The sequence below is a fragment of the Pontibacillus sp. HN14 genome (assembly GCF_021129245.1).
Taxonomy (GTDB): domain Bacteria; phylum Bacillota; class Bacilli; order Bacillales; family BH030062; genus Pontibacillus.
The window spans coordinates 1-25,983 of record NZ_JAJOLR010000001.1 but is presented as its reverse complement, the minus strand read 5'-3'; the positions used below and the strand labels follow the sequence as shown (position 1 = coordinate 25,983).

General features: G+C 44.1%; 24 protein-coding genes and 1 riboswitch. Of the genes, 13 read left to right on the top strand and 11 right to left on the bottom strand.

The window, feature by feature from the left end; translation table 11 throughout:
* The first annotated feature begins 385 nt into the window (after positions 1-385).
* A complete protein-coding gene (locus LQ226_RS00120) occupies positions 386-649 on the top strand; it encodes a DNA alkylation repair protein (protein WP_231415694.1) in 264 nt (87 codons plus the stop codon).
* 171 nt (positions 650-820) lie between these two features.
* Positions 821-1,804 carry a GMP reductase gene (gene guaC / locus LQ226_RS00115; RefSeq protein ID WP_231415693.1) on the top strand — a complete coding sequence of 328 codons (984 nt, stop codon included), beginning with the start codon at positions 821-823 and terminating at the stop codon, positions 1,802-1,804.
* A gap of 1,060 nt (positions 1,805-2,864) precedes the next feature.
* On the opposite strand, the gene LQ226_RS00110 is transcribed toward guaC, so the two are convergent.
* From LQ226_RS00110 to LQ226_RS00100, 3 genes are all read right to left on the bottom strand, one after another.
* Complete coding sequence (locus LQ226_RS00110) at positions 2,865-6,035, bottom strand: bifunctional cytochrome P450/NADPH--P450 reductase (RefSeq protein WP_231415692.1); 3,171 nt, start codon at positions 6,033-6,035, stop codon at positions 2,865-2,867.
* Positions 6,036-6,156: 121 nt separating this feature from the next.
* Positions 6,157-6,729, bottom strand: coding sequence for a TetR/AcrR family transcriptional regulator (locus LQ226_RS00105; RefSeq protein ID WP_231415691.1), 573 nt, complete (start codon positions 6,727-6,729; stop codon positions 6,157-6,159).
* 165 nt (positions 6,730-6,894) lie between these two features.
* A complete protein-coding gene (locus tag LQ226_RS00100) occupies positions 6,895-7,434 on the bottom strand; it encodes a DinB family protein (RefSeq protein WP_231415690.1) in 540 nt (179 codons plus the stop codon).
* A gap of 591 nt (positions 7,435-8,025) precedes the next feature.
* Here LQ226_RS00100 and LQ226_RS00095 point away from each other — a divergent pair.
* From LQ226_RS00095 to LQ226_RS00080, 4 genes are all read left to right on the top strand, one after another.
* A complete protein-coding gene (locus LQ226_RS00095) occupies positions 8,026-9,621 on the top strand; it encodes a spore germination protein (protein WP_231415689.1) in 1,596 nt (531 codons plus the stop codon).
* Positions 9,618-10,814 carry a Ger(x)C family spore germination protein gene (locus LQ226_RS00090; protein WP_231415688.1) on the top strand — a complete coding sequence of 399 codons (1,197 nt, stop codon included), beginning with the start codon at positions 9,618-9,620 and terminating at the stop codon, positions 10,812-10,814. The genes LQ226_RS00095 and LQ226_RS00090 overlap by 4 nt, the downstream gene beginning before the upstream one ends.
* Positions 10,815-11,069: 255 nt before the next feature.
* The gene (locus LQ226_RS00085; protein ID WP_231415687.1) at positions 11,070-12,188 is read left to right on the top strand and encodes a GerAB/ArcD/ProY family transporter; all 1,119 of its coding nucleotides are present in this window, start codon (positions 11,070-11,072) and stop codon (positions 12,186-12,188) included.
* Positions 12,185-13,288 carry a GerAB/ArcD/ProY family transporter gene (locus LQ226_RS00080; RefSeq protein WP_231415686.1) on the top strand — a complete coding sequence of 368 codons (1,104 nt, stop codon included), beginning with the start codon at positions 12,185-12,187 and terminating at the stop codon, positions 13,286-13,288. Before LQ226_RS00085 ends, LQ226_RS00080 begins: the two co-directional genes overlap by 4 nt.
* Before the next feature lie 370 nt (positions 13,289-13,658).
* Here the strand turns inward: LQ226_RS00080 and LQ226_RS00075 are convergent, their stop codons facing one another.
* From LQ226_RS00075 to LQ226_RS00055, 5 genes are all read right to left on the bottom strand, one after another.
* A complete protein-coding gene (locus tag LQ226_RS00075) occupies positions 13,659-14,855 on the bottom strand; it encodes a M20 family metallopeptidase (protein WP_231415685.1) in 1,197 nt (398 codons plus the stop codon).
* A gap of 24 nt (positions 14,856-14,879) precedes the next feature.
* Positions 14,880-15,710 carry a MetQ/NlpA family ABC transporter substrate-binding protein gene (locus LQ226_RS00070; protein WP_231415684.1) on the bottom strand — a complete coding sequence of 277 codons (831 nt, stop codon included), beginning with the start codon at positions 15,708-15,710 and terminating at the stop codon, positions 14,880-14,882.
* A gap of 16 nt (positions 15,711-15,726) precedes the next feature.
* A complete protein-coding gene (locus LQ226_RS00065) occupies positions 15,727-16,389 on the bottom strand; it encodes a methionine ABC transporter permease (protein WP_231415683.1) in 663 nt (220 codons plus the stop codon).
* Positions 16,379-17,398 (bottom strand): methionine ABC transporter ATP-binding protein, encoded by a 1,020-nt coding sequence (locus tag LQ226_RS00060; protein ID WP_231415682.1) that lies wholly within the window; start codon positions 17,396-17,398, stop codon positions 16,379-16,381. Before LQ226_RS00060 ends, LQ226_RS00065 begins: the two co-directional genes overlap by 11 nt.
* A gap of 151 nt (positions 17,399-17,549) precedes the next feature.
* Positions 17,550-17,657, bottom strand: a riboswitch (SAM riboswitch).
* A 158-nt stretch (positions 17,658-17,815) separates the two neighbouring features.
* On the bottom strand, positions 17,816-18,091 hold the full coding sequence (locus LQ226_RS00055) for a hypothetical protein (protein WP_231415681.1): 276 nt from the start codon (positions 18,089-18,091) through the stop codon (positions 17,816-17,818).
* Between the two features lie 180 nt (positions 18,092-18,271).
* Between LQ226_RS00055 and LQ226_RS00050 the strand changes: the two genes are divergently transcribed.
* Both LQ226_RS00050 and LQ226_RS00045 read left to right on the top strand, forming a co-directional pair.
* Positions 18,272-18,589 (top strand): ArsR/SmtB family transcription factor, encoded by a 318-nt coding sequence (locus LQ226_RS00050; protein WP_231415680.1) that lies wholly within the window; start codon positions 18,272-18,274, stop codon positions 18,587-18,589.
* A gap of 127 nt (positions 18,590-18,716) precedes the next feature.
* Positions 18,717-19,268: an NAD(P)H-dependent oxidoreductase gene (locus LQ226_RS00045; RefSeq protein ID WP_231415679.1), complete on the top strand. Its 552-nt coding sequence runs from the start codon at positions 18,717-18,719 to the stop codon at positions 19,266-19,268.
* A gap of 58 nt (positions 19,269-19,326) precedes the next feature.
* On the opposite strand, the gene LQ226_RS00040 is transcribed toward LQ226_RS00045, so the two are convergent.
* On the bottom strand, positions 19,327-19,506 hold the full coding sequence (locus LQ226_RS00040; RefSeq protein WP_231415678.1) for a DUF4083 family protein: 180 nt from the start codon (positions 19,504-19,506) through the stop codon (positions 19,327-19,329).
* Positions 19,507-20,005: 499 nt separating this feature from the next.
* Between LQ226_RS00040 and LQ226_RS00035 the strand changes: the two genes are divergently transcribed.
* The 4 genes from LQ226_RS00035 to LQ226_RS00020 all read left to right on the top strand — a co-directional run bounded on the left by LQ226_RS00035 (position 20,006) and on the right by LQ226_RS00020 (position 24,478).
* Positions 20,006-21,919, top strand: a complete 1,914-nt coding sequence (locus LQ226_RS00035) for an LTA synthase family protein (RefSeq protein WP_231415677.1) — start codon at positions 20,006-20,008, stop codon at positions 21,917-21,919.
* A 533-nt stretch (positions 21,920-22,452) separates the two neighbouring features.
* Positions 22,453-22,653, top strand: a complete 201-nt coding sequence (locus LQ226_RS00030) for a hypothetical protein (protein WP_231415676.1) — start codon at positions 22,453-22,455, stop codon at positions 22,651-22,653.
* A 213-nt stretch (positions 22,654-22,866) separates the two neighbouring features.
* The gene (locus tag LQ226_RS00025) at positions 22,867-23,595 is read left to right on the top strand and encodes a YqcI/YcgG family protein (protein WP_231415675.1); all 729 of its coding nucleotides are present in this window, start codon (positions 22,867-22,869) and stop codon (positions 23,593-23,595) included.
* Positions 23,596-23,626: 31 nt separating this feature from the next.
* Positions 23,627-24,478 (top strand): dimethylarginine dimethylaminohydrolase family protein, encoded by an 852-nt coding sequence (locus LQ226_RS00020; protein ID WP_231415674.1) that lies wholly within the window; start codon positions 23,627-23,629, stop codon positions 24,476-24,478.
* 108 nt (positions 24,479-24,586) lie between these two features.
* Here the strand turns inward: LQ226_RS00020 and LQ226_RS00015 are convergent, their stop codons facing one another.
* Both LQ226_RS00015 and LQ226_RS00010 read right to left on the bottom strand, forming a co-directional pair.
* Complete coding sequence (locus LQ226_RS00015) at positions 24,587-24,766, bottom strand: hypothetical protein (RefSeq protein ID WP_231415673.1); 180 nt, start codon at positions 24,764-24,766, stop codon at positions 24,587-24,589.
* A 22-nt stretch (positions 24,767-24,788) separates the two neighbouring features.
* Positions 24,789-25,295 (bottom strand): ferritin, encoded by a 507-nt coding sequence (locus LQ226_RS00010; RefSeq protein WP_231415672.1) that lies wholly within the window; start codon positions 25,293-25,295, stop codon positions 24,789-24,791.
* Positions 25,296-25,482: 187 nt separating this feature from the next.
* Here LQ226_RS00010 and LQ226_RS00005 point away from each other — a divergent pair, with 187 nt between their 5' ends.
* Positions 25,483-25,782 carry a hypothetical protein gene (locus LQ226_RS00005; RefSeq protein ID WP_231415671.1) on the top strand — a complete coding sequence of 100 codons (300 nt, stop codon included), beginning with the start codon at positions 25,483-25,485 and terminating at the stop codon, positions 25,780-25,782.
* Positions 25,783-25,983 lie beyond the last annotated feature (201 nt).

Below are 25,983 nucleotides of genomic sequence, written 5' to 3'. Positions count from 1 at the left end.
AAAGAAGCAAGAAGCCTTACAAGAATTGGTTCTAATGGCTTAATCGACTGATAAGACCGTCAATGTAAACGGTACTAAAAATAAGCGCAACCGATTGCCCTTTTCAAGAAAAATAAATACAAATGGACTAGACTAACCTACCTTTCCAGTGAGCACCCTTACCTATCGTCAAAGGGTCCAAAAGGCGGTTTTCATTAGAAAATTTTTCTATGCGCTTACAAAAGGAAATCAATCCACTTAAATGGAGAATTTTAGGTTGTGGAAAGGATTCCATATAACCATATACCTACAAAATCACTGATCTTTATGCCCATAACCTCCTCAAAAGAGTAAGAATTGCCAAGATGTACATACTATAAAAAATCCTTTAAGGAGGTTTTTAGTCATGACAACCGAACAAGCTTCTCCTTATCTTTGTCCGAGTTGCAAAACAAACAAAACACGCTTCAATCTAATTGAACAGGTCGTAACCCCTGTGAAGAAGAATCCCCAAACGGGTGAAATCGTCGAAGAATACGAAGATCTCTCCAATCAGCCCATGCACATGCCTTACCGCGGAGCTCAGTACCGTGTACAATGTGCAGCCTGTGGTGTAATCGAGGAAGAAATATCGTTTATTAAACGAGCAGAATACAATAAAAGTTCGTAAATAAAGGAGAACCGAGGCATATACAAGCTTCAGGTTCTCCTTTTTCTCTTTATTTCCGAACTTTTAATGAGTAATGTCTTTGACAAACTTTAGAAAATGCGTTATATTACATATTGTACGAACGATAATGTTTAACCGAATTTTAATGTTCGGTTTTTGGGAGTGTATACAATGGAAAATGTATTTGATTATGAAGATGTTCAACTAATCCCGGCTAAATGTGTCGTAAACAGCCGCTCTGAATGTGATACAAAAGTAACGTTAGGCAACCATACATTTGAATTACCAGTCGTTCCTGCCAACATGCAGACGATCATAGATGAAACAATCGCAACCTTCTTAGCAGAAAAAGGGTACTTCTACGTGATGCACCGCTTCGAACCAGCTACGCGCCGTGCCTTCATCCAGGATATGAAAACACGCGGACTAATCTCTTCGATTAGTGTTGGCGTGAAGGAAGAAGAATACGGATTTATTGAGGAGCTTGCAGCTGAAGGCATTGTTCCCGATTACATCACAATCGACATTGCCCACGGCCATTCCAACGCCGTAATCCAAATGATCCAACATATCAAAAATCACCTTCCTTCCACATTCGTCATCGCAGGAAACGTCGGAACACCAGAAGCCGTACGCGAGTTAGAAAACGCAGGCGCTGACGCAACCAAGGTCGGCATCGGCCCGGGGAAAGTATGTATCACCAAAATCAAAACCGGCTTCGGCACAGGAGGCTGGCAGCTAGCGGCCCTTCGCTGGTGTGCAAAAGCCGCTTCAAAACCTATCATTGCTGACGGCGGCATCCGCACCCACGGAGACATCGCAAAATCCGTCCGCTTCGGAGCAACAATGGTTATGATCGGTTCCCTATTCGCCGGCCACGAAGAGTCCCCTGGCGAAACAGTCGAACGCGAAGGAAAGCTTTATAAAGAATACTTCGGCTCTGCCTCTGAGTTCCAAAAAGGCGAAAAGAAAAACGTCGAGGGCAAGAAAATGTTCGTTGAACACAAAGGCTCCCTTGAGGACACCCTTACCGAAATGCAACAAGACCTCCAATCCGCCATCTCCTACGCAGGCGGCACGGACCTTGATGCCATTAAGCACGTAGACTATGTTGTTGTGAAGAACTCGATCTTTAATGGAGATAAAGTCTATTAATCTTGTGAAAACGAGCCCTTTGGGGCTCGTTTTTTTGTTTGGGAGAGGTTATGTGCGTGGGTGGGGAGGGGCGGCTTTCTTCAGTGCGCACTCTCTTTCGACAGAACGGTTTGGTTTTCAACAATCTAATCTAGCTTTCTTCACTCCGCCGCCTGTTTGCACATTCCGATCCTACTTTAGACACTGCGGAGGCTCTTTCTTCACTGCTCGGTAATCTTTCTTCATTGCTCTATTTGCTTTCGACAGTGCGTTCTGGCTTTAGACAGTGGAGGGCGGCTTTCTTCAGTGCCATCCGCCTTTTAACACTCAACCCTCTCTTTCTACAGTCAAACCCTTCTATATACATTCCAAACCTCTTTTCTACACTGCACACCAACCTTTCTTCACTGCTCGGTAACCTTTCTTCATAGCTCTATCCGCTTTCTACACTGCGCTGCTCTTTTCGACAGAACGGTTTGGCTTTCAACAATGTAATCTATCTTTCTTCACTCCGCCGCCTGTTTGCACATTCCGATCTTACTTTAGACACTGCGGAGGCTCTTTCTTCACTGCTCGGTAATCTTTCTTCATTGCTCTATCCGCTTTAGACAGTGCGCTCTGGCTTTAGACAGTGGAGGGCGGCTTTCGGCAGTCCGACCCCGCTTTCTTCACTCAACCCTTTCTTTCTACAGTCAAACCCGTCTATCTACATTCCAAACCCTTTATCTACACTGCACACCAACCTTTCTTCACTGCTCACAAACCTTTCTACAGACCGACCTAGCTTTCAACAATGTAATCCATCTTTCTTCACTCCGCCGCCCGTTTCAACATTCCGATCCTGCTTTAGACACAGCAGAGGCTCTTTCTTTACTGCTCGGTAATCTTTCTTCATTGCTCTTCTCTCTTTCTTCAGTGCGCTCTGGCTTTAGACAGTGGAGGGTGGCTTTCTACAGACCGCACCTCCATTCAACACTGCAAACCCGCTTTCTACACTCCGCCGCACCGCGCTCCCCACCATCTCTACAACCAGACAAAAAAAGCGGAACCCCATAGGTTCCGCTTTTCATCATCATAATCATTACCCAGCCCAAACATCTTTTGCATAAATGCCTTTTTGCTGTAAACCATCTAACCACTCGGCTGCTTCTTCTCGTGTGGCAGATTGAATTTTTTCGTAGCTTTCCATTAATACTTCTTCGACGGCCGGGGCCATTTGGCTGCCGTCGCCGCATACGTACAAGCGGGCGCCTTTGTTTAATAGACCCATCACTTGTTCGGCATCTTCGCGCAGTAAGTCTTGCACATAAGTTTTCTCCGCGCCTTCTAAACGGGAGAAAGCCGTGTGCAGCTTGACGAGTCCGTTTTCCTGGAAGGATTCGAACTCTTCCTGGTAAAGGTAATCCTGTTCAGGATGGCGGCAGCCGAAGTAAAGATGGGCTTCGCCTAGTTCGTGGCCTGCTTCACGCAGTGCTTGACGCGCTTGCAAGAAGCCGCGATACGGAGCCACTCCTGTTCCTGGGCCAATCAGAATCATCGGCGTTTCGCTGGATTCAGGAAGCTGGAAGTTCGATTGAGGTGTGTTAATGAAACATGCGACCTCATCTCCAGGTTCTAAGGATGCAAGATAGTTACTCGCTACTCCTTTATACTCTCCGTCACCGCTCCAGGATGGTCCGCGAACGATACTGACTGTAATGCTTGGTTTTCCTTCTTGCACACTCGGTGAGCTCGAGATGGAATAATAGCGAGCTTTTAGTGGTGGCAATAGGGCAACGAAGCGATCAAATGGAAGCTCACATGCCATGTATTTCTCAAGCAGCTGAAGCATGGTTGTGCGTTTGCCTAGCACTTCCGTTTTGTAAACCTCATCTTGTAAAAGATCTTCAAGCTCTACTTTGTGAGGCGGGCAAGTTGTGTTTGCTGCGAGTTCACGAATTTGAGCTCGTGTTGCAGGTTCTTGAAGTTCTACATAATGGGTCATTAAATCTTTAATGCTCACCGGATGGTCAAGTGGAAGGTGAGCCGTTTTGCCGCTGCTTCCGCTTAACACCATAAAGCGTTCGCCGTCTAATGAGAAACGGCGCAGGACGCGGTCGACAAGGTCCTGGTTATTTTGTGGAATAATGCCTAAGTGATCTCCTTCTTTATAGGAAACACCTGATGGCAGTGTGATATCTAAATGACGGGTGCTTCGTTCACTTGTTTGCCCTTGCAGTTCAGCACTCTCAGCAACACGCGCTGTGAAGGCTTTATGATCCTTCGCAAGGGGTGTACTTGTTACACCGTCTACAAATTCAACCGTCAGCGCATTAGCGGTTTGTCCAGTATCTCCCTCAAGGTTCAGGTCGAACGTTTCAGCGAGTTTACTCCAGAGTCCTTCTTCCCATGTTTCATATTGGCCTTCAAAGTCGTCGCTCGCGTCGCCTTCTCCACGTTCAGCAAAAGGAGTGGCACCTTTTTTCGCCATTTCTTCGTCAATCCACTTCGGAACGCTTTGATAGGTATTGGCCCAGTTGCGGTCGCCGCAGCCGAATACAGAATACTGAACGCCTGTTAACTCATTCTCACCTGCTGCATCAAGCCAAGCCACAAATTCGTGAGCATTATCAGGTGGATTTCCGTTATAGGATGCGGAGACAATGACAACCGCTCCCTCAAGCGGCATCAGGCCTGCATACTCATCAAGGGAAGCAATGTGCGCACTGAACCCTTTTGCCTCGCCAATCTCAGCAAGTTCACGGGCTACGCCTTTAGCTGTTCCGAGGTTTGAACCATATAAAAGAAGTAGAGGCGTGCCGTGTTTAGGAACGGATGCTTCTTTTTTGCTTTCTTTTTGGTCCTCCTCTTTCTTAGGAGCCGTCATTTGAAAAGCCATCTGAGCGCGACGGGGCTTCACTTGCATCGTGAGGCCTTCTGGTTTTAGCGTTAGTGTTTCTTTTACATCTAATTGGTAGTTTGTGTGATCAATAAACTTGAAGTTTTGCAACAGCATGCCTAACACAAGCGTTGCTTCGTGCATCGCAAATTGCTGGCCGATACACGCACGCTGTCCATTGCCGAATGGTTTAAAGGCGTGCTGTGGGATGGATTTCATATCTTCAAAACGCTCTGGCTTGAACGCTTCGACATCGTCTCCCCATACGGATTTATCACGGTGTAATTGCGGCAGCAAGACCATAACCGTTTCGCCTTGCTCGATCGGAATATCTCCTCCGATGACGGTATCTTCTTTTGCATGAAGACCAAAGGCAGGCGCTGTTGGCCATAGGCGCAAGGCTTCATTTAAGATCATGCGCACGTATTTTAGCTGTTTCGTTTGTTTATAAGTAGGGACGCCGCTGTCGCCTAGCACTTCGTCCACTTCCGCGTAGGCTTTCTCTAACACCTCTGGATTCTTCATCAGATAATGTAGCGCAAACGAAAGCAGGCCACTTGTTGTTTCGTGTCCGGCGATTAAGAACGTGATGATCTGGAAGCGAATGTTTTCATCACTTAATTTCTCACCTGTTTCAGGATCATGACCTTTTAGCATATGAGAAAGAAGGTCATCTTCCCCCTGGTCTCCCTGGTCTTTACGGTCTTGAATGAGCTGGTCCACAAGAGTGAACATGCCTTGTATGTCTTGCTGGAACTGACGTTTCTTCTTCAGCATTAATTTATCTTGCAGGCCAAGACGCTGCAGCTGACTCATCGCTTCATCTAGTCCACGAACCATATTCTGAACAAACGGGTGCAGTTCTTCGCGGTAGAAACTATTAAAACGATAGTTAAAGCCGCATAGCCCGATCGTATCAAGCGTGAGACGTGTCATATCGTCGGTTACGTGAATGCTTTCCTGGTCGTTCAGACGGGACCATTTCTGCACAAGCTGAACAGCGATATCGGCCATTTTGTCATGGTACCCTTTCATCGCCTGCTGGCTGAAGCTTGGGAGTAGGATGTTGTGGGCTTTCTTCCAGTTTGGCTCTGACGTTTCACTTGTGAATAATCCGTCCCCGCCAAAAGCTTTTACATTTTGTAAAGCAGGCCCTACCGTTTTATCAAAACGTGACTCATCGCTTACTTCTTTAATGAGTTCATGGTTTGAAATAATCGTACTAAGTCGACCCGGAAACTGAAATTGAAAAATCGGGCCGTATTCATCGGCTAATTTCATTAAGGATTGCATCATTTTATCTTTATCAATTAGAGGTAGACTCCCGAGCGGACCATACGTCTTCGGGGATGGAATCTGTCTAGCATTTGCCATACTCGATCATTCCTTTTTGTATAATGTAATAGGAAACGCGGCGGAAGAGATGTATGGGGGCTTGTTGTTCTGACCGGAATGAATATTCATTCCGCTTATACCATAATGCAATATAGAGCTTTTAGTGAGCTCTAACTGCATCCCAGCAACTTTCTTCATAGTCTCGTAACAACTGTGGGGTTTCATCCACCGCACCTTCTCTTACAAGTTGATGAAGTTGAATAAAGGCACCGAAAACAATCGCAATCAGCGCATTTGCTGGCATCTTTCGGATCTCTCCAGTCTTTTTCCCGGCTTCAAAATAGTCACGAGTAAAGTCCAGCAGCTCTTGATATAAAGCCACACTTTCTTCGTCTAATACACGAGGACGATTGTGGGTCTTAATAAAGTAAAGAGCATGCTCGTTATCGAGTGTGAAACGAACCATACTGTTAAATATATGGCTGAACTGTTGTCTACATGTACCCTCATTCGGGTAACCGGTTCGCAATGTTTCAAGGAACAGGGTTACATATTCCCTGAATAACTGGTTCATTAACGTTTCTTTGTTAACAAAATAACGGTAAATCGTTCCCGCTCCTACGTTTGCTTTTGAGGCAATCATAGGAATGGTCGTTGCATCATAGCCACGCTCGGCAAAAAGCATAAGCCCCGCTTCTAAAATATCTTTTCGTTTATTCGTCGCTGTTTCCATCAAGGTACCCTCCATTACATCCGGAGCGGAATGAACATTCATTCCCCTCTATGCTAAGTATAAAAATAGTGAGGTTTCATCGTCAATTTATTGTGGGGCAACAGGCTATAAAATCCACCTATAGCACTAGTAAACCCGGGACTAATAGCCCCGGGTTTTTCCTAATTAGTTGGTTTCTGCTACTTCTTTCATTTGTTCAAGGTGGCGAAGCTCATGCCAACCGATAAACTCAGCCCACTGATCCAGTGACATTTCACCGAATACGGGATGTGGGAACGAATAGCTTTGAAGCGTTTCTTCGTCTTTGTTATGAAGAAGGAACAACGTCGCTTCTCTAGAGCGCTTCAAACCTTCAAGAGCATCCTGAATCGATTTGAAGTCTCCCTTTGGCTTTAAGCCTTCTGGGGCATCGACCTTGTGTGAACGATCAGGTGTATGATGAATCGGTTTCTTTGACGTCTCTACACGCTCCCCACCACGGATGGTTTTATCGATCTTCTGGATGATAAACCCTTCCATTAAATAAAGGTGCTCCGCGACTTCGAGTACAGACCATGTATCTTCATCTGGTTTCTTAGAAGCTTGTTCATCTGATAGGCTATTTAAATAATCCAACACTTGCTGACGTTTCTCTTCTAAACCGTACATCCAATCATCCTTTCCTCTTTTCCCTCTCACTGTACCACATACCCATCCCTCAATCACGCAAAAACCCACCCACTATCTCGAACTTAAGACAATCCCACCTAAATGTGTATGAATTACCAAACAATGTAGAAGCTAGTAAGAAAAGCGCAGGCGGCCCGTTTATCCCCGTCAAGCTTAAGACAAACCTCGAAGTGGCGACTTTGCCACGTAGAGGGTTGACTTAAGCTCAAGGGGATGGCCGCCGGAGCTAGATCAAGAAAAGCGCAAGCGCCCCGGGAGATTCGACACGCATAAGACAGAACACGGCGTGGCGGTCTTTGCCACAGAGTGGTCTGACTTATGTCGCGAGAATCTGGGCGCTGGAGCTAGACATGAAAAGCGCAAGCGGCCGTTTATCCCCGTCAAGCTTAAGACAAACCTCGAAGTGGCGACTTTGCCACGTAGAGGGTTGACTTAAGCTCAAGGGGATGGCCGCCGGAGCTAGATCAAGAAAAGCGCAAGCGCCTTGGGAGATTCCACACGCACTTCAACAGACTAAAGCGTGTCTGACACCCTTTAACCTTTTAAAGCACCACATGGTGTCTGACACGCTTCTATACTTTACTACAGGAAAGTGATTGATACGTCGGCTTTTTATGAGGGATGGTTATGAAAAAGTTATTTCGTTTATTTACGAAAAAAGAGAATAGTCAGCAGACGGAAGAAGAGTATCCAACACCGATCGATCCTGATCTTCCTAAGAACCTCACGTTTATTAAGCATTCCTTAGGAGAGAGTACGGACATTGTGATACGTAAGTTCAAGATCGGAGAAAAGCGTACCGTGAAAATAGCGGTCGTGTATACAGATGGTCTTGTGAATGAACATACAGTCCATGAATCACTCCTTGAAACGTTGATGTCTGATATTCGTCAAACGAGATTAAGCCAGCAAGCTTCAGAGAAAGGCATGTATTACACCATACGGGATCATGTCTTAACTGCTGGAGAGATGGATGAGCTTGATACGTTAGACGATATACTCCTTCACGTCCTTTCAGGGGATACGGTGATTTTCTTAGAAGGTGAAACGAAAGCTCTTTGTGTTAGTACTCGTGGCTGGCAAGACCGAGGCGTGGAAGAGCCGAGTACTCAAGCCGTTGTTCGAGGGCCTAAAGACGGTTTTACAGAAACCTTAAGAACAAACACAGCTCTACTCCGACGTAAAATTAAAGACCCTAACCTTTGGATTTCCACACAATCCATTGGTAAGAAGACGAAAACCGATGTAGCCGTCGCTTATATGAACGGCATAGCGAACGATAAAGTCGTAAAAGAGGTCCATAAACGCTTAAACCAGATCGACATTGACTCCATTTTAGATAGCGGATATATAGAAGAACTGATACAAGATGAAACGTATACACCGTTTCCCACGGTTTATAACTCGGAACGGCCTGACAGTATCGCTGCCGGATTGTTAGAAGGACGCATCGCGATTATCGTGGACGGTTCACCTTTTGTCTTACTGGTCCCTGCCCTCTTTATGCAGTTCTTCCAGTCACCAGAAGACTATTACCAGCGATCAGACTTCTCGACACTCGTCCGTATGATCCGCTTCTTGTCGTTCTTTCTTGCTTTGCTCACTCCTTCTGTATACGTCGCACTCACGACCTATCATCAGGAAATGATTCCTACGTCTCTCTTAATCAACTTATCTTCACAGCGAGAAGGCGTTCCATTCCCTGCGTTAGTCGAGGCTCTTATTATGGAAGTAACGTTCGAGATCCTACGTGAGGCTGGGGTCAGACTCCCTAAAGCAGTTGGTTCTGCGATCTCAATTGTCGGGGCCCTTGTTTTAGGGCAGGCGGCTGTAGAAGCCGGTCTTGTCTCAAGCGCGATGATTATCGTTGTGAGTCTGACCGCGATTTCAAGTTTCGTATCGCCAAGCTTTAATTTCGCGATCTCAATCCGCATGCTGCGCTTTCTATTTATGTTCTTAGCGGCAACCTTTGGATTATTCGGCATTTTACTAGGACTGATTGCACTCGCTTTACACCTGGCAAGTCTACGTTCTTTTGGTGTTCCGTATTTAAGTCCAATCGCACCTTATATCACAAGCGACCAAAAGGACACGATACTCAGATTCCCGCGCTGGGGGCTACTGTCACGCCAGCGTTTAATTAACCAAAAGAATATAAATCGAGAAAACATGCACAAGCCAAGTCCTACATCACGACCACCAAAAAAGGGTGATTCATCATGAAGAAACGACTTCTTTTATGCATTACGCTACTCTTTTTACTCACGAGTTTAACGGGGTGCTGGAGTAAACGCGAACTGGACGAACTCGCCATTGCGACCGGCTTGGGTCTTGATAAAACAGAAAATGGCTACAAGTTCACAGTCCAAATCATTAACCCAGCTGAAGTAGCGGCTAAGACCATTTCCACACGAACCGCTGTGACCACCTATACGAGCGAAGGACGCTCCATGTTTGAAGCTTTGAGGGGCTTAACAGACAAAGCTCCCCGGAAAGTGTATTTATCTCATATCAGGAAAGTTGTCTTCGGGGAGGAGCTGGCCCGCTCAGGGATTAGCGAAACCCTTGATTTCCTTACCAGGGACCACGAGCTTCGGACAGATTTTCACATGGCTGTGGCAAAAGGAATGGAAGCTCATGACCTGCTCACAATCTTAACCCCAATGGAGAAAATCCCAGCAAGTAAAATGTATTTTTCCATGCAAACATCTAGGGATTACTGGGCCCCTTCGATCGTTGTTAAAATTCAGCAACTCATTACACAGATCCTCAGCGATGGACAAGAACCCGTGTTAAGCGGAGTGTACAACGTAGGAGACTTAGAAAAAGGAAGCAGGCTTGAAAATGTAGAAGACGTGGGCGCTCCAACAGATGTACGCGTCGACTCCGTTGGTGTTTTCAAAGGGGATCGATTAATTGGGTGGATGGATCAGGCTCAGAGTAAAGGCTTTAACTATATACAAGGCAATGTGAGGAATACCGCTGAATATTTCACATGCAAAGATGATGGAAGCATTACGTTAGAGGTCATGAAAGCCAAAAGCGACAAAACAGTGTCGATTCAAAACGGCGAACCTCACTTTAATGTGAAGGTAATGGTGGAAGGGAATATTGCAGATGTTGAATGCGAAGTGGACCTGATGAAAGTAGATGCCATTAAAGAACTAGAGCAAAGCTTTAGCAAACAGCTCACCATTCTACTTAACGAAACCGTTAAAGATGTTCAAGAGGATTACCAGAGTGATATCTTCGGTTTTGGTGATCTACTCCACCGAAAAGACCCTGCCTATTGGAAAACTGTCAAACAAGAATGGGACAGCACTTTTCCTGAGGTCGATATTTCGGTAGATGCCACTGTTGAAATTAACCGAACCGGAACCATCTCAAACCCTTATAAACTGGATAAGGAGAAATAGACTATGTGGTTTCTACTCTATCTGCTAATTCTCATCATTAGCTGGGTCCAGATCAAATCCTTGTTACGTGATTCGTCGAAGAAAAAAGATCTATTTTTATATGTCACTTTAATAGGCATCAGTTTATCTATATTGATCTTGTCCCAGGTCGGGATATCCATACCTAGTCCACTTGAGGGGATCTCCATCGTCTATGATCCCGTCCATCGATTTTTCAAGTGATGATCTTAATTGTTCAGAAAGGAGAGAGGGCATATGGATGGCAGAGAAAAAATCAACGTCAGGCAATTTTTGCTGTTCTTATTCTTGTTCGTCATCGGAACATCCATCTTACTCTCTCCTTCTAATCTGGCTAGCACAGCGAAAGAAGATGCCTGGATTAGTGTAGGGGTAGCCATGGCTATCGGAACGGGGGTTATCCTATTCTACCTCTTAATCAGCATATGGTATCCTGAGCATAACATGGTGGATTTGAATAAGGTATTGTTCGGGAAGTGGGTCGGAACCCTCTTTTCTCTTTTGTTTATGTTATATGCCCTCATTACTGCAGCAACGGTATTATGGACAATCGGTCATTTTATGGTCACCCAAATGCTCCACGAAACGCCTCAGCCGTTTATCCATTTTCTATTCATGTTTGTCGTCATCTACGCCGTCTATCTTGGTATTGAAACGCTCGCGAGAACAGGAGAACTCTTCTTCCCGTGGGTGCTCATCTTGTTGCTCGTCATTTTTGTGTTCAGCATCCCTAGCATTAACCTGGATTATGTAGAACCTTTGTTAAGCAGCGGGGCGAGTCCAATCGTGAAAAGCGCTTGGTTCGACCTTACTGTTTCGACCTTCCCTCTTATTGTTTTATTTATGGTCTATCCTAAGCTCGTCCAAGATAAGAAACACATGGCCAGAAAAGTCATTATAGCTTACCTCCTTGGTATGTTAATGATTATGACTGCGACGTTTATTACCACCTCCGTGCTCGGAGTGGAATATACGGCCCACCATATCTATCCGACTTATGTACTCGCGAAAACGTTAAATGTAGAAGGGTTAATTCAGAGGGTGGAAGTTATCATTGCGATCTCCTGGATCTTAACGATATTTTTCAAGCTATCCTTATATTTTTACGCGGCTGTCACTGCTTTTTCTCAGATTTTCGGGGCTAAAAATTACCGCTCCCTCACGTTTCCTTTTGGCCTTTTAGTCATCGCTTTATCTCTCATCGTATATCCTAGCAGCATTTATGCGGCAGAATGGAACCAGACGACATGGTTGTATTACTCCACGACGTTTGGAGTTCTCTATCCGATTCTTATCACTATCACAACACTCGTGAAGAAAGTGTTCAAACGTTCTCTGAAAGGGGCTTCCCGATGAAAGAGTCCATTACTCGTTATCAGTTCATTTCCCTTATCATCCTCTTCGAATTTGGGAGCTCGATTATTGTAGGATTAGGATTTGAAGCAAAGCAAAACGCATGGCTCTTTATCTTGTTAAGTATGGCAGGTGGACTCATCCTTTATGGACTATTCACTCGATTCGTGTCCTTTTATCCGGACACCCCATTCCCCCAAGTCATACAAATACTCGCTGGTCCGGTCATCGGCTACATTTTGGTCTGGGGGTATATTCTCTATTTCTTATACATCTCAGCACGCGTCTTACGGGACTTTACCATATTAATTTCCCAGACGATCTTACACGAGACGCCTCTCTTCGCTGTTTCATTGTTGTTTATGATTGTAGTGGGCTTCGCCTGTTATCTTGGCATAGAGGTGATTGCCAGATCAGGAGAGCTTTTTCTCCCTTACGTATTGTTAATGGGAGGACTATTCCTCATGTTTGTCTTTATCATGGATCTGCCGAAAATCGAACGACTTGAGCCGTTTTTCAATATAGGGGTGAAAGAGTTACTCTCTCTCGTTTTCCCACGCGGGGTGTCGTTCCCGTTCGGAGAACTGATTGTGTTTGCCGTGATCTTCCCTCACTTGGAGCATCCCTTAAATAGCTTCCGATATGGCGTTATCGGTATTCTCATAAGCGGGATCATTTTACTGATTATAAGTGTGACGATTCTTATGGTTCTTGGCCCGACCATTGCGATGAATTCAACGGTCCCGCTTCTTGACACCATCTCCCTAGTAAATATCCAGGGAATCATTCAACGCATGGACCCGATCGTCATCATCATTATGGTGGTCACCGGCTTCTTTAAAATTACGATTTTCTTCTACGGTGGAGTGACAATGCTTCAGTATTTATTCAAGCTCCCAAGGAGAAAAAGCAAGGGGTTAATCGGATTTATAGGCCTCCTTGTCATGACCGTGTCGATGTTAATTAGTGAAAATATCGCCGAACATTTGAAAGAAGGATTAGAGATCGTTCCTCTTTATGTCCACGTCCCTATGCAAATGATCGTTCCAAGCTTGTTGCTACTCCTTCTCTTTATTCGTAAAAGAAAGATCCAAAAAAAATAGGGGGAAAGGCACGATTTACTATCTCAACAGTAAACCGTTCCTTTCCCCCTATTCCCTGACCTTTACACAACCTTCTTAAGAAGGCGACCGATCATTCTTGGAATGAACGTTACGATGGCTACAATCTTGTCGATTAATTTGTGTAACATGTGAACTCCTCCTTTGGTTTGTTAGTTGTTCTTTTCACCCATCGTGGTGCTATTAAACACTTCAGGAGGAATATGAGTCATAGGTTACACGTTTTGGGTATTCCCCAGGAAATATTTCTACAACGATAGACACGTTTCGATTCATAAAATGGGAGAATGTTTCCGTTTGCGTTAGCTTAAACAAAAAAAGGAGTCACCCCATATCGAGATAACTCCTTTTATCAACCATTCTTCTTCAGTTCAAATTCTTTCTGAACCTCTTGCAAGGATTCTTCGTTCGTTAGTAATTCAAGGCCAGTTAAGGCAAGTGCTTTTGATCCACGAAGAAGGGCTAAGTCGCCACGTTTTGAAATGGCTGCTTCTCTGAATGCGTCGGTGTGGGGGACGAGGTCAGAGGAGCCGATTTTGATATAGGGGTGGATGGTTGGTACGACTTGGCTGATGTTTCCTGCATCGGTTGAACCGATCCCCTCGCGGCCTTCTTCGATATAGTTCTCTCCAAGGGCTATGATGTGCTCTTTGAAGATTTCATCAAATCGAGTATTCAAAACGAGGTTATCGACGCCGTTTTGAATGGGTGTGACTTTTACAGAAGCTCCGGTTGTTAAGGCTGCTCCTTCTGCGATGCGTTTTACTTTTGCTGTCACTTCGTTACACGCCTCGCGGGTAGCGGCTCTTACAAAGAAGCGTGCTCTTGCGTAGTCAGGAACAATGTTTGGAGCGACGCCTCCATCTAGAATGACACCGTGAAGACGTACGTCATCTGTGACGTGTTGGCGAATGGCGTTGACTCCGTTAAAGAGCTGAATGACACCATCTAGCGCATTTATCCCGTACTCTGGCTTCGCTGCGGCATGGGCTGATTGACCATAGAATTCAAAATCTAGCGGATCAACAGCCAAGGAGTCAGATGTTCCGTTCGTCTGATTGGATGGATGAACCATCATGCACGCATCAAGGTCCTGAACAAGACCGTGTCTGACAAATGTCCCTTTCGCACTTCCATTCGGTCCCCCTTCTTCAGCCGGGGTTCCGAGGACGACCACCTCTCCTCCAGTCTGGTCGAGAACTTTACTAAGGGAGATCGCAGCAAGTGTGCTCGTTGTTCCAATAATATTGTGCCCACAAGCATGCCCAAGTCCAGGTAAAGCATCGTATTCTGCGAGAAAGCCAATTTTCGGTCCTTTCGCGCTCCCTTTTTTCCGAGCGATAAAAGCTGTCTCATGTTCCGGGATGCCTCTTGTAACCTCGAATCCTTCTCCTTCTAACAGCTTACACAACGTTTCACTGGCAAAATATTCTTCATTCCCGATCTCTGGATTCTGATGGATGCGGTGACTCACATCTAAGTAGACTTCCTCGCGGTCATCCACATAGCCCGTCACGACTCCTTCAAGCGTTTTCTCTACTGTACTCATGCCGTTCACTCCTTTTACTGGCGATTACCAGCCAATTTTCTCTAATGATACGAACGTCGGGATTAAAGAATCGTTATACGTTTCACGAATGTGTTCAGCTGTTTCTTCTGTTTGATAGATCTCTACAATTTTTTGATACGCTTCTTTATCTGCTTCATCAGCTCGTGCTGCAATAATATTAATATAAGGGGTCGCTGTGTCTCCTTCAATAAATACCGCATCCTCAACAGGGACAAATCCTGCTTCAACAGCTACACCGTTGTTAATCACACTTGCAGCTACATCTGGTAACACGCGAGGTGTCTGCGCAGCTACAACTGGAGTTAATTCTAAATTCTTTGGATTCTCTTCGACTTTCTCTAATGATCCGTTCCCATCAAAGTCTTCCGGAAGTCCAATCAAGCCAGCTTTCTCAAGAAGAAGTAGTGCCCGGCCCATGTTCGTTGCTTCTTTAGGTAACGCAATCGCGCTTCCTTCTGGGATGTTACTTAGGTCTTCATACTTTTCTGAGTAAACGCCCATTGGTGCAATAAGCGTCGTTCCAATCGGCTCAAGATCGAGGTCGTGTTCTTCAATGAACGCATCGAAATAGGAAACCGTCTGGAATGCGTTTAAATCAATATCTCCATCGGCAAGGGCAAGGTTCGGTCGAACGTAATCGGCAAACTCGACAAGCTCAATATCAATCCCTTCTTCTGCTGCACGTTCTTTAATCGGATCCCACAAAGGTACTCCAGAACCACTGACTCCAATTTTAACGGTTTTGGTCTCCCCTTCTGCTTCCGTACTGCCGCACCCTGCAAGGGCCGCTCCTAATGTTGTTAATACTGCGATGAATACAATCCACTTTTTCATATGTAATTTCCTCCTTTTATCGTCTACGAACTGCTTTTGATACGTAATTTCCTAATGTTTGAACGGTTTGAACAATGATGACCAACAGGATCACCGTTATGATCATGACGTTTGTCTCAAAGCGCTGGTACCCATAGGCAATCGCTAAATCTCCAAGACCACCGCCTCCTACAAAACCTGCCATCGCCGATGCTCCGACAAGGCCGATTGTTGCGATCGTGATGTTTAACACGAGAGAGCTTAATGCTTCTGGCAAAAATACGCGTAGAATGATTTGCCAGGGTGTGGCTCCCATCGATTCTGCTGCTTCTACAACCCCTGGATTCACTTCTAGCAAACTACTCTCAACGAGCCTTGCAATATAAGGCGCTGAGAAGAATACAAGGGGCACCACGGCTGCCGCTGTCCCAATTGAAGTACCGACAATAAATCGAGTGATCGGTAGAATAGCAACAAGCAAGATAATGAACGGAATTGAACGGAAGAAGTTCACCACGCCGTTTAATACAGTAAATAGAGGGCCATTCTCTAGCAGTCCATTCTTCCTCGTTACAACGAGAGAAATCCCAAGGGGTAATCCAATTACGACCGCAAACAGTAAAGCGATGCCTACCATAACGACAGTCTCTTGTGTTGCCTCTAAAATCTTTGGCCAAAATGTAGCTAATTCAACTTGCATTTCTTGTCACCTCTTTCAATGTAACGGATTGCCCGATTGTATGAAGGGCCTTAAAAATTTCTTTCTCTCCTCCAATAAATTCGACAATCAGACTTCCAAATGGTTCACCTTGCAATTCAGTTATTTGCCCGTATAACACATTCACTTCAACATTGTGCTGAGCCGCAGCTCTATAGAGAATGGGCTCAGATGCTTTTTCCCGTAAGAACGTAATCCGGTACACATGGCGGGTACTGTCTAGAGCCTCTAGAATCGAATCCGGAATCTTATCGTTCATCACCGAACTCACAAAGTTCTTTGTCGTCTGATGCTTGGGACTAGAGAAAATATCAAAGACCGATCCTTCTTCGATCACCTTTCCTCCCTCCATTACAGCAACCCGGTCACAGATCTCACGAATGACTCCCATCTCATGGGTAATCATTAAAATCGTAATCTTATACTGATCGCGAATTTCCTTTAACAAATCAAGAATCGCATCCGTCGTCTGAGGATCAAGCGCCGAAGTCGCCTCATCACACAAGAGGACTTCAGGAGACCGGACAAGGGCGCGCGCAATACCTACACGCTGTTTCTGACCGCCGGAGAGTTCATCTGGATATTTCCCTGCTTGATCAGCTAAGCCAACAAAATCGAGAAGCTCTTTCACTTTAGCTTCCACATGTTTCCCTTTTTGTCCGTCAAGAAGTAAGGGGAAAGCAACGTTTTGATAGACGGTTTTCGATTCTAGCAAATTAAAATGTTGAAAGATCATGCCAATACGCCGCCTGACTTTCCTTAGTTTTGCCTTTGGCAACTTGGTCAGGTCCTCCCCGTCTAACTTCACCTCTCCAGATGTAGGGCGCTCAATGAGATTGACGCAACGAAGGAGTGTACTTTTCCCCGCCCCGCTAAATCCAATTACGCCGTAAATAGCTCCCTTATCAATTGATAGGTCCACTCCATCGACTGCTCGAATGATTTGTTCATCCTTATGGTACACTTTCTCAATATTGTGTAACTCGATCATGCTGCCTGCCTCCTTTAATACTGATAAAACAGATATGATAACTTGGTTTTATAGCTAAATCCGGTCCATTTCACTCCCTTATGGACAATAAAAAATCCCCTCTTCTTAAAAAAATAAGAAGAGGGGATTTACGTATATGTAGATCCGTCTCTTCTCATCTTTCAAGCGTATGCTTGAAGGAATTGGCACGGTGCCCTGTTAATCAGGATCCGTTGCCGAGGTTTCAAAGGGCCATTCCCTCCACCTCTCTGGATAAGAAGATTGTATGCATATGTGTTTTTCGTTAATCCATATGTTACAAGTGTATCATAAAAATGTCAAAGGATTTTTCAAACTTTTTAGTTAAAAATTTTAATAATCGTTAAGTGAGCTATGAAACGACTGCGACTCTGACAATTACGGATTTCTTTTCACAGGTTATCCCCAGATAAACATTAAATAGCCATTAAAGGCTGCTAATGCAACACTTAGTACAAGGGTTAAAATCGGAATGATTCTCCCCTTTCCGTTTTCTTGTAAGACACCTGCAACCCCGACGATCAGACCGATAATCGCTGTGTAGCGTGTAAGATGTGAGAAGGTGACAATCGTTAGAAGTCCTTCTATGGAGCCGACAATTAAAAGCGCGAGTAATTGCCCGACGAAGATCGCTAACATAAATAAGGCCAATTTCCCAGATAATGCTTTTGGCATGGTTCTTCTCTCCTTTTTTTAATTATGTAAAGGGAATACCCTTCTCTTGAAGAAGCTATGCCACAAAATTGCATATTGTTAAAAAAAGGTTCTAAAAGACTCTCAGTACACAGGACCCTTTTCAACTATCAAGAGTCCACTGTCTTGCCTTCAAGTATGATAATCGATACAATATGAATTATGAAAATACCTTATCATCCACCAATTGAAAGCGTAACGTTTACAAAAGTTTTGCAGGCCCTGAGTGAACCGAACCGAGCTAAGATTATCCGGTGTCTTCGGGACACGCATGAGAATAACTGTACCCATTACACGCTTCAACTTCAATTACCGAAATCAACCGTATCTCATCATATAAAAGTATTACGAGAAGCCGGGCTTATCCAGGCCAGAATTGTAGGAAAGGAGCATTTTTACTCCATACGGACAGAAGAAATTGAAGGAAAGTTCCCTGGATTACTCGACGCGATCGGAAAAGTAAATGAAGAAGATTTATAGCGTGTTCGGAGAACCACCATTTTTTGGTGGTTCTTTTTTTGTTTGCATTCCACTTAATAGGGTGCTATAGTTTAAAACAGTTCGATGGTTTTCGAACAATAAAACTATATGATAAAGGATGTTTAAGATGAACAATATTCTAGTTATAAATGGACACGAACCATACCCAATTGCTGAGGGACGTTTGAATAAGACGCTTTATGATGAAATTGTAACCAAGCTCTCTTCAAAATATGAAGTCAAAACAACAGTTGTAAGTGAAGGCTACGATGTAAAAGAAGAACAAGAAAAATTCAAATGGGCTGATACCATCGTTGTTCAAACACCGATGTACTGGTTCAGCCTTCCTGGTGCAACAAAGACTTATATGGATTCAGTTTATGAACCAGGTATTTTCTTCGGCGGTGGAGGTAAGTACGGAGAAGGTGGCCTGATGACCGGAAGAAAGTACATGTTCTCTACAACATGGAACGCTCCAAAAGATGCGTTCAGTAAAGACGAAGAATTCTTTAAAGGCCAAGATCTCGAAGGAGCAATTGATCATCTTCATAACATGCAGAAATACGTCGGTATGGAACCACTGAAGAGCTTTGGCGCATTTGATGTAATCAAAAACCCTGATATCGATACGTATATGACAGAACTTCGTCAGCATCTTGCTGAAGTGTTTAATGTATAATAACGGATACACAAAAGGAGAGAGGCTCCTGCCTCTCTCCTATTATATATTCCCCATGTCATTTCTTCTGAAATTTTTCCGTCAACCCATCCACTTTCTTCTCCACACGTTCCAACCGATCGCCGACATTTTTTTGAAACGTTCTCCTAAGGAAATACGTAAAGGATACTAGGAACAAAACGATGAGCCCAACAATCAAAAGGAGCCACACCACACCTAAAAGCCCAATACCAGACAACAGCCAACCTCCTCTCTTCCTTATTATATAGTAGAACACCCGAGAGCATTTAACAAAAAACGGAAAAAGATGATCGTGTCAGACACCCTGCGGTGCTTTACAACACGAAAGGGTGTCTGGCACGCTTCACTTGGCTAAAGTAGAATTTATAGTTTAGAAGGTTGAGAATTGGTGAGTATAAAGGAGGATACCGAGGACAGGCTTTTTTAATTTACTATTTATGTAAAAAATAACCTTTGATATTATATTAAATGCATGTTAACTTTTTGTAAGGTCGAAGGCATTAAAGAGTGACATTTCTATGAATAAAGTCTATTTTTATAGGAATATTGGCTAATTTTAGTAGTGTTCCCATTGACCTTTTCAAAAATCGTTCTATAATGAAATTCTAAAGAATTTGTAAATGTAGGATCTCAAGTACTTTGACTATACAGATAAAAAGCACGATATCCTCAATCACAATCAATCATGGAACCAGGCGATCAAAGGAGGATCACACATGAATAAAAGAGTAGACCGATTGCTACAGAATGGACTATTCTTCTTCCTCATAGCGACAGTTTTGCTATGGGCCAAATCGTACTTAGCATTCAGATTTTCTTTTAACCTAGATTTAGAAAACACAACGCAAGAATATATCTTGGCTCTTACACCACTAGGGTCGATTTTATTTTTCTTAGGACTTAGTTTTATCTTTCCAAAAGCGAAACGGATTAAAGCGTTTCTAACCTTATACTTCATTATGTCGTTTGTGTTATTTGCAAACGTCGTGTATTACCGATTCTTTAACGACTTCATTACCATCCCGGTATTGATGCAGTACAAGAACTTCGCTCAGCTTGGCGGAAGTGCTAAGTCATTAATGAGCTTTACAGACTTACTGTTCTGGGTTGACGTAGTCGCATTAATGGTTTGGGCACGCATGAAGAAAGGTACGCTCACACTCAGCGTGAAAAAGCGTACAATGGGCGCTTTATTTGCTACCGCGCTTCTAGCCATTTCATTAAACCTGAACATGGCGAACGACGAACGTTCTGAGTTATTAACACGTACATTCGACCGTGCGATGTTCGTAAAACTTATGGGTGTGTATAACTTCCACCTATACGATTCTATTATGACAGCGAACACCCAGAGTCACCGCGTTTTCGCTGAAAGTGATGAGTTAACAGAAGTACGCAGTTACTTATCCAGTCAGAAAGACCCGAAAAGCGAAAACTTCGGAGAACTTGAAGGCAAAAACGTTGTTCTGATCTCAATGGAATCCTTGCAGAACTTTATTATTGATTACAAAGTAAACGGCAAGGAAGTTACTCCATTCTTAAACGATTTAGTAAGAGACAAAAATACGCTTTACTTTAATAACTTCTACCACAACACAGGTCAAGGAAAGACATCAGACGCTGAGTTCACAATTGCGAACTCCCTTTATCCACTTCCTCGTGGAGCCGTCTTTACGACCAATGCTGGTAACGAGTTCAATGCAACACCTGAAATTCTAAAAGAAAAAGGCTACACATCTGCCGTATTCCACGGAAACAACGATAGTTTCTGGAACCGCGATGTGATGTACCCAGCCTTAGGTTATGATCGTTTCTTCTCGAAGAAAGATTATAATGTTACAACGGAGAACTCTGTTAACTATGGCTTAAAGGACATTCCGTTCTTTAAACAATCCATGTCTAAGATTAAAGGCTTAGAGAAACCATATTATACGAAGTTCATTACGCTTACGCACCACTATCCTTTCGTTCTTAACGACGAAGAGGATGTCATGATCGACCGCACGAACACTGGAGACGGCACAGTAGACCGTTACTTCCAAACTGCGCGTTATATGGATAAATCTTTAGAGACATTCATGGAAGACATGAAGAAAGCCGGCGAGTATGAAGATACCGTATTCGTATTCTACGGTGACCACTACGGAATCTCTGAAAACCATAACCGTGCGATGGCTGAAATTACAGGAACTGAAATCCGACCATTTGAGCACACGCAATTGCAGCGTGTTCCATTCATCATCCACTCCCCTGGTCTTGAAGGGAAAACAATGGATACAGTCGGAAGTCAAATTGACGTGAAGCCAACGATCCTAAACTTACTAGGAGTTGAAACGGAAGACGATATTCAGTTTGGTACAGACCTACTTGCTAAAGATCGCGAAGACTTAGCGATTCTACGTGATGGATCCGTTATTACTGACAAATACGTCTACGACGGTGAATCCGAGAAGTGCTACGATAAAGCGACAGGGCAAGAACTAGAAGGTTCTGAATGTGATACCATTGTCCAAAAAGCTCAAACAGAATTGAACCTGTCTGATAAGCTTGTATACGGGGATTTACTTCGATTCTTAGATGATGAGGAAGAGGACAAACCGTTAACGGACTCTCCTAATGAAGAGAAATAATAAGACGAGCCGCGCAAACGTAACTGTTTGCGCGGCTTTTTTATTGGGCTTTAGTTGAGTTTAAGGTGGGCCTGGAAACTACTCGCTTTCCTGTGGGGAGCTGATGAGCCTCCTCAACCGCCTTTGCCGGCCTCCGGGGTCTCACCTAGTTTAAAAGTGCAGGCGTGGTGCTTAGGACCGTACGGATAAGACAGCTTTTTGGAAAAGGCGGTTTGCCTTTGTAAAAAAGATGACTTATCACGCTAGGTCCTCCACGCCGGAGCTGGATAGGCTCACGTTGCCGCAGGAGTCTCGCACTTTCCCGAACCACCTTTACCAAGTATAGAAGAGACGGAAACGTGCTGAATTAGATAACAAGGGCTTAAATAGCTTACTGAAAATGAGCAAATCTTCAAGCTCGCCTCATGGAACTTATAACACCTGATTCTTCCATATATAAGGAAATAAAATACAATTCAGATCATACTTATGATATACTAAAAATATAAAGCTACAAAAGTAAATCAGGTTAAGGTAGGAAAGGAGATGCCGCTATGCCTATGTGGCTGTTTTTGCTGATCATTATGGGAGCGCTCCTTGTTCTTGGTTTTGTGATTGATATGATTGCGAAGAAAAGAAAGTTAAATATTGATCCTGAAGAAGGGGTCAAAAACGTTAGTGATTCGACTCAGGTTTATACAGAAACGTCATTAGACCAGGCCAGACATCGACATGATGGGAATAATTTTCAATAACATACAAAGCTCTAGTACGCACCTCCGATGGGGGTGCGTTTTTATTTAGTTAGATCCATATTTTCTGTAAAATATTGAAAGCGATTTCTCCCTCTATCTCCTCTAAAACTATTTTACAATAGAATGTTTCACCCTTCCCAAATCAGGTTATACACACTAGATAGCATGCATCCAAGATTCTCCATCACGAATTACATATAAAGGAGAAGAAACATGTTAAAAACGAAAAGCCCTTATTTGCTTACGAAAGAGGATTTTGACAAGTCTGATCACCTGCCTGAGTGGCTTGTGAATGAATATCAAACGTTTAGTGAAATTGTGACGGATCCAACGTTTCCTTGTTTTTTTGGTATGAAGGCTCAAAAAATAGGCGAGCTTCGTTATTCCTATATAAGTCATGATAAGTGGGACCACCTACCTGAAGCCGTTGAAAGTTTCTTAAGTTTGTTCAAGGAACCGAATGCGCCGCGGCACGGGTTGTTTATCTTTGTGGAACCCGAAAAAGAGGAAAAATCAGTGGATTATTACCGCTCGTATTTTTGGGAGATTTTACAGTATTTACACAATCAGGATCGCTTCCCTTGGCCAGAAGGTGCACCAAAGGATCCTGAGCATTATTTATGGGATTTTCACTTTGGGGGCGAGCCGATTTTCACCTTCGGAAATGCCCCTGCCTATAAACAACGGAAGACGAGAAATCTCGGGAACAGCTTAATTTTGGGGTTCCAGCCTCGGGTGATTTTTCAAGGTTTAGAGGGAACTGAAAAAGGAGGAATCATGTCTCGGGAGAAGGTGAGAGCCCGCGTTGAGAAATGGGACCAGCTCCCTACTCATCCTGACATCAGCCATTTTGGCGATCCTACGCATAATGAGTGGAAACAGTCTTTTATAGGAGACGACATTAAGCCAATTGAAGGCAAGTGTCCATTCCATCATAAATAACGTTAAAAATCAGTAGAAAGAGGTTACAAGCATGAAGAGTTTAGAAACAGACAACCGCATCCAATGTAGATCAGAATACGATACCTTACACAAAGTCCTCGTCGTGAAACCTTCTTTTATGGAAATTACTGAAGTGATCAACGAAACACAGAAACATTATCAGAATCAAAATATAAATATCCCTCTCGCTCAAGAACAGCATGAACAATTTGTGCGCGTGTTGCAAGACCAGCACGTGGAAGTAGAAGAGCTTTCACCTGATCCCGCCCTACCTGAGCAAGTTTTCACAAGGGATATAGGATTTGCGCTTCATGATGAACTGTACGTTGCCTCTATGAGTGAAACGATTAGACAGCCAGAGTCAGAAACTTTAAAAAGATGGCTTGAAGCCAACGAAATCCCCTATCACAATGAATTCCCTTCTTCTATCGAAGGAGGCGATGTAATTGTGCATGGAACGACTATATTTGTTGGACAAAGTGGGCGAACTTCTATGGAAGCCATAGAGGCGTTGCAAGATCGCCTGCCTTCTTATAAGGTCGTGGCCCTGCCCCTTCATGAGTCCATCCTCCACCTTGATTGTGTATTTAATATCGTGGATGAGGAAACAGCTCTAGTGTACCCTTCTGCGTTCACCCCTGAAGGACTGGGGCGAATCTCTTCGATGTTCAATCTCATTCGAGTAACACGTGACGAACAGTTCCAAATGGGCCCAAACGTTTTATCCATTGGGGACAAAATGATCATTAGTCTGCCTCAGAACGACCGAATGAATCGAATTCTTGAGGAAAAAGGCTTTCATGTGATCCCTGTTGATTTCTCTGAGATTATTAAATCAGGCGGTTCGTTCAGGTGTTGTACCTTGCCGCTTAGACGGGGGTAGCTCTTTTTAAAATTGGATCGATCTTAAGTGAAACACCAAATGGCGTGCCTATCAGTTAGATTGGCACGCCATTTGGTTATAGAATCCACACGCTTTAAGTTGTCGATATTAACGTTCCCGCTTAGCAGCTAACTGCTTAGCCTCTTCCATAAATTGCTCATGCGTCAGTTCATCGTTCAAACTTTTTCGCACAAGCTCGTCATGCTCCTTCGTTACGTTGAACCCTTCAAGTTCAATAGATGCTTTCGCTTTCTTCATAGCCGCTTCTATGGATAAGTTCTTACACATACAATCACCTGCTTATCTTCGATTATCCCCCTGCTGCCGCTCCCGGCTGTCGTTGCCCTAACTCCTGGTCGATCACTAACAGGGCCGATGGGTTGTCAGCTGCAATCTTTAACCTTTGAACGATCGTGAGAGATTGAGCCTCTTCGTCAATCTGCTCTCTTAAGAAGTCTTGCACAATGACAGCGGTCTGAGGGTCGATCGGAAGGATATATTCATAGGCTTGGCGATAGGCGTTTGTAACGAATTGTTCGTGCTCGAGTACTTTCTGAAACGTTTCAAGAGGTGTCCCAAAATCACTCGGTTGCGCCGGCACTTCCCCCAGTTTCACCACGCCATCTTTCCCAGCTAAATAATCAATTAATGATAACATATGCGTCCGTTCTTCTTCCGACTGTAACCGTAACCACTTCGCCATTCCCGTATAATCCTGACGATCTAAATAGGCAGACATCGCTAAATAAAGGGTCGTTGAGACATGCTCGATTTCAATCAGGTAATTCACTAACTGCTGTACTTCTTCTTTTACCATCCTTCACACTCCTTACTAGGCTACTTCCTTATAAGGTATGAGAGGAGCTTGAACATGTTGTTTATGAAAAACTGGATCGTTGAGGACCTTCTTTATTCGCTCGGCCAGATCCCTCCCCCCTCCACACATCTCCCATTACCTGCATAGACTATACCAACAACCACTCGATGGAAGGAGACGAATCATTATGGCACAATCTATATTTTCCTTTTTACCTCTTGGAAATAAGGAGAGATCATTGGAACAGGACGCGTTTTGGAACGGCTATCCGTTTCGGACCTTTCCATTTGGAGCGTCAGCTGATGTTTTCTGGGGAGTATACGACGGCTTATTCTTTTACCCTCCCTTTTACTCCCAAACCTTCCCCTACTCAGCCAAATGCCCAGGGCCATACCCTTATGGATATCCCCTTAACGACGGCAAAGGACCAGCTTTCATTATCGGCGAACCACCCATCCCACCAATTCTAATTAATCCTGAACTATAAGAATCTAGTTGTATTCGGTACTTTAATTGAATGAGAGAATCGTTTCCGTTACCTATAATCGTGAAAAGGTGGACCTCAGAAATCACTCGCTTTCCTGCGGACGGACTCCCGAGCCTCCTCGGGCAAAAGCTGAAGTGCCCCCCTATCTTAGGACAAAAATAGGGGGATCATTTATGGGAAGATTTACTCCCACCGAAAAGC

Coding starts and splice junctions, on each gene's coding strand:
- LQ226_RS00120 (WP_231415694.1), top strand. CDS start 386: ATGACAACCGAACAAGCTTCTCCTTATCTTTGTCCGAGTTGCAAAACA.
- guaC (WP_231415693.1), top strand. CDS start 821: ATGGAAAATGTATTTGATTATGAAGATGTTCAACTAATCCCGGCTAAA.
- LQ226_RS00110 (WP_231415692.1), bottom strand. CDS start 6,035: ATGGCAAATGCTAGACAGATTCCATCCCCGAAGACGTATGGTCCGCTC.
- LQ226_RS00105 (WP_231415691.1), bottom strand. CDS start 6,729: ATGGAAACAGCGACGAATAAACGAAAAGATATTTTAGAAGCGGGGCTT.
- LQ226_RS00095 (WP_231415689.1), top strand. CDS start 8,026: ATGAAAAAGTTATTTCGTTTATTTACGAAAAAAGAGAATAGTCAGCAG.
- LQ226_RS00090 (WP_231415688.1), top strand. CDS start 9,618: ATGAAGAAACGACTTCTTTTATGCATTACGCTACTCTTTTTACTCACG.
- LQ226_RS00085 (WP_231415687.1), top strand. CDS start 11,070: ATGGATGGCAGAGAAAAAATCAACGTCAGGCAATTTTTGCTGTTCTTA.
- LQ226_RS00080 (WP_231415686.1), top strand. CDS start 12,185: ATGAAAGAGTCCATTACTCGTTATCAGTTCATTTCCCTTATCATCCTC.
- LQ226_RS00075 (WP_231415685.1), bottom strand. CDS start 14,855: ATGAGTACAGTAGAGAAAACGCTTGAAGGAGTCGTGACGGGCTATGTG.
- LQ226_RS00070 (WP_231415684.1), bottom strand. CDS start 15,710: ATGAAAAAGTGGATTGTATTCATCGCAGTATTAACAACATTAGGAGCG.
- LQ226_RS00065 (WP_231415683.1), bottom strand. CDS start 16,389: ATGCAAGTTGAATTAGCTACATTTTGGCCAAAGATTTTAGAGGCAACA.
- LQ226_RS00060 (WP_231415682.1), bottom strand. CDS start 17,398: ATGATCGAGTTACACAATATTGAGAAAGTGTACCATAAGGATGAACAA.
- LQ226_RS00055 (WP_231415681.1), bottom strand. CDS start 18,091: ATGCCAAAAGCATTATCTGGGAAATTGGCCTTATTTATGTTAGCGATC.
- LQ226_RS00050 (WP_231415680.1), top strand. CDS start 18,272: ATGAAAATACCTTATCATCCACCAATTGAAAGCGTAACGTTTACAAAA.
- LQ226_RS00045 (WP_231415679.1), top strand. CDS start 18,717: ATGAACAATATTCTAGTTATAAATGGACACGAACCATACCCAATTGCT.
- LQ226_RS00035 (WP_231415677.1), top strand. CDS start 20,006: ATGAATAAAAGAGTAGACCGATTGCTACAGAATGGACTATTCTTCTTC.
- LQ226_RS00030 (WP_231415676.1), top strand. CDS start 22,453: ATGCCTATGTGGCTGTTTTTGCTGATCATTATGGGAGCGCTCCTTGTT.
- LQ226_RS00025 (WP_231415675.1), top strand. CDS start 22,867: ATGTTAAAAACGAAAAGCCCTTATTTGCTTACGAAAGAGGATTTTGAC.
- LQ226_RS00020 (WP_231415674.1), top strand. CDS start 23,627: ATGAAGAGTTTAGAAACAGACAACCGCATCCAATGTAGATCAGAATAC.
- LQ226_RS00015 (WP_231415673.1), bottom strand. CDS start 24,766: ATGTGTAAGAACTTATCCATAGAAGCGGCTATGAAGAAAGCGAAAGCA.
- LQ226_RS00010 (WP_231415672.1), bottom strand. CDS start 25,295: ATGGTAAAAGAAGAAGTACAGCAGTTAGTGAATTACCTGATTGAAATC.
- LQ226_RS00005 (WP_231415671.1), top strand. CDS start 25,483: ATGGCACAATCTATATTTTCCTTTTTACCTCTTGGAAATAAGGAGAGA.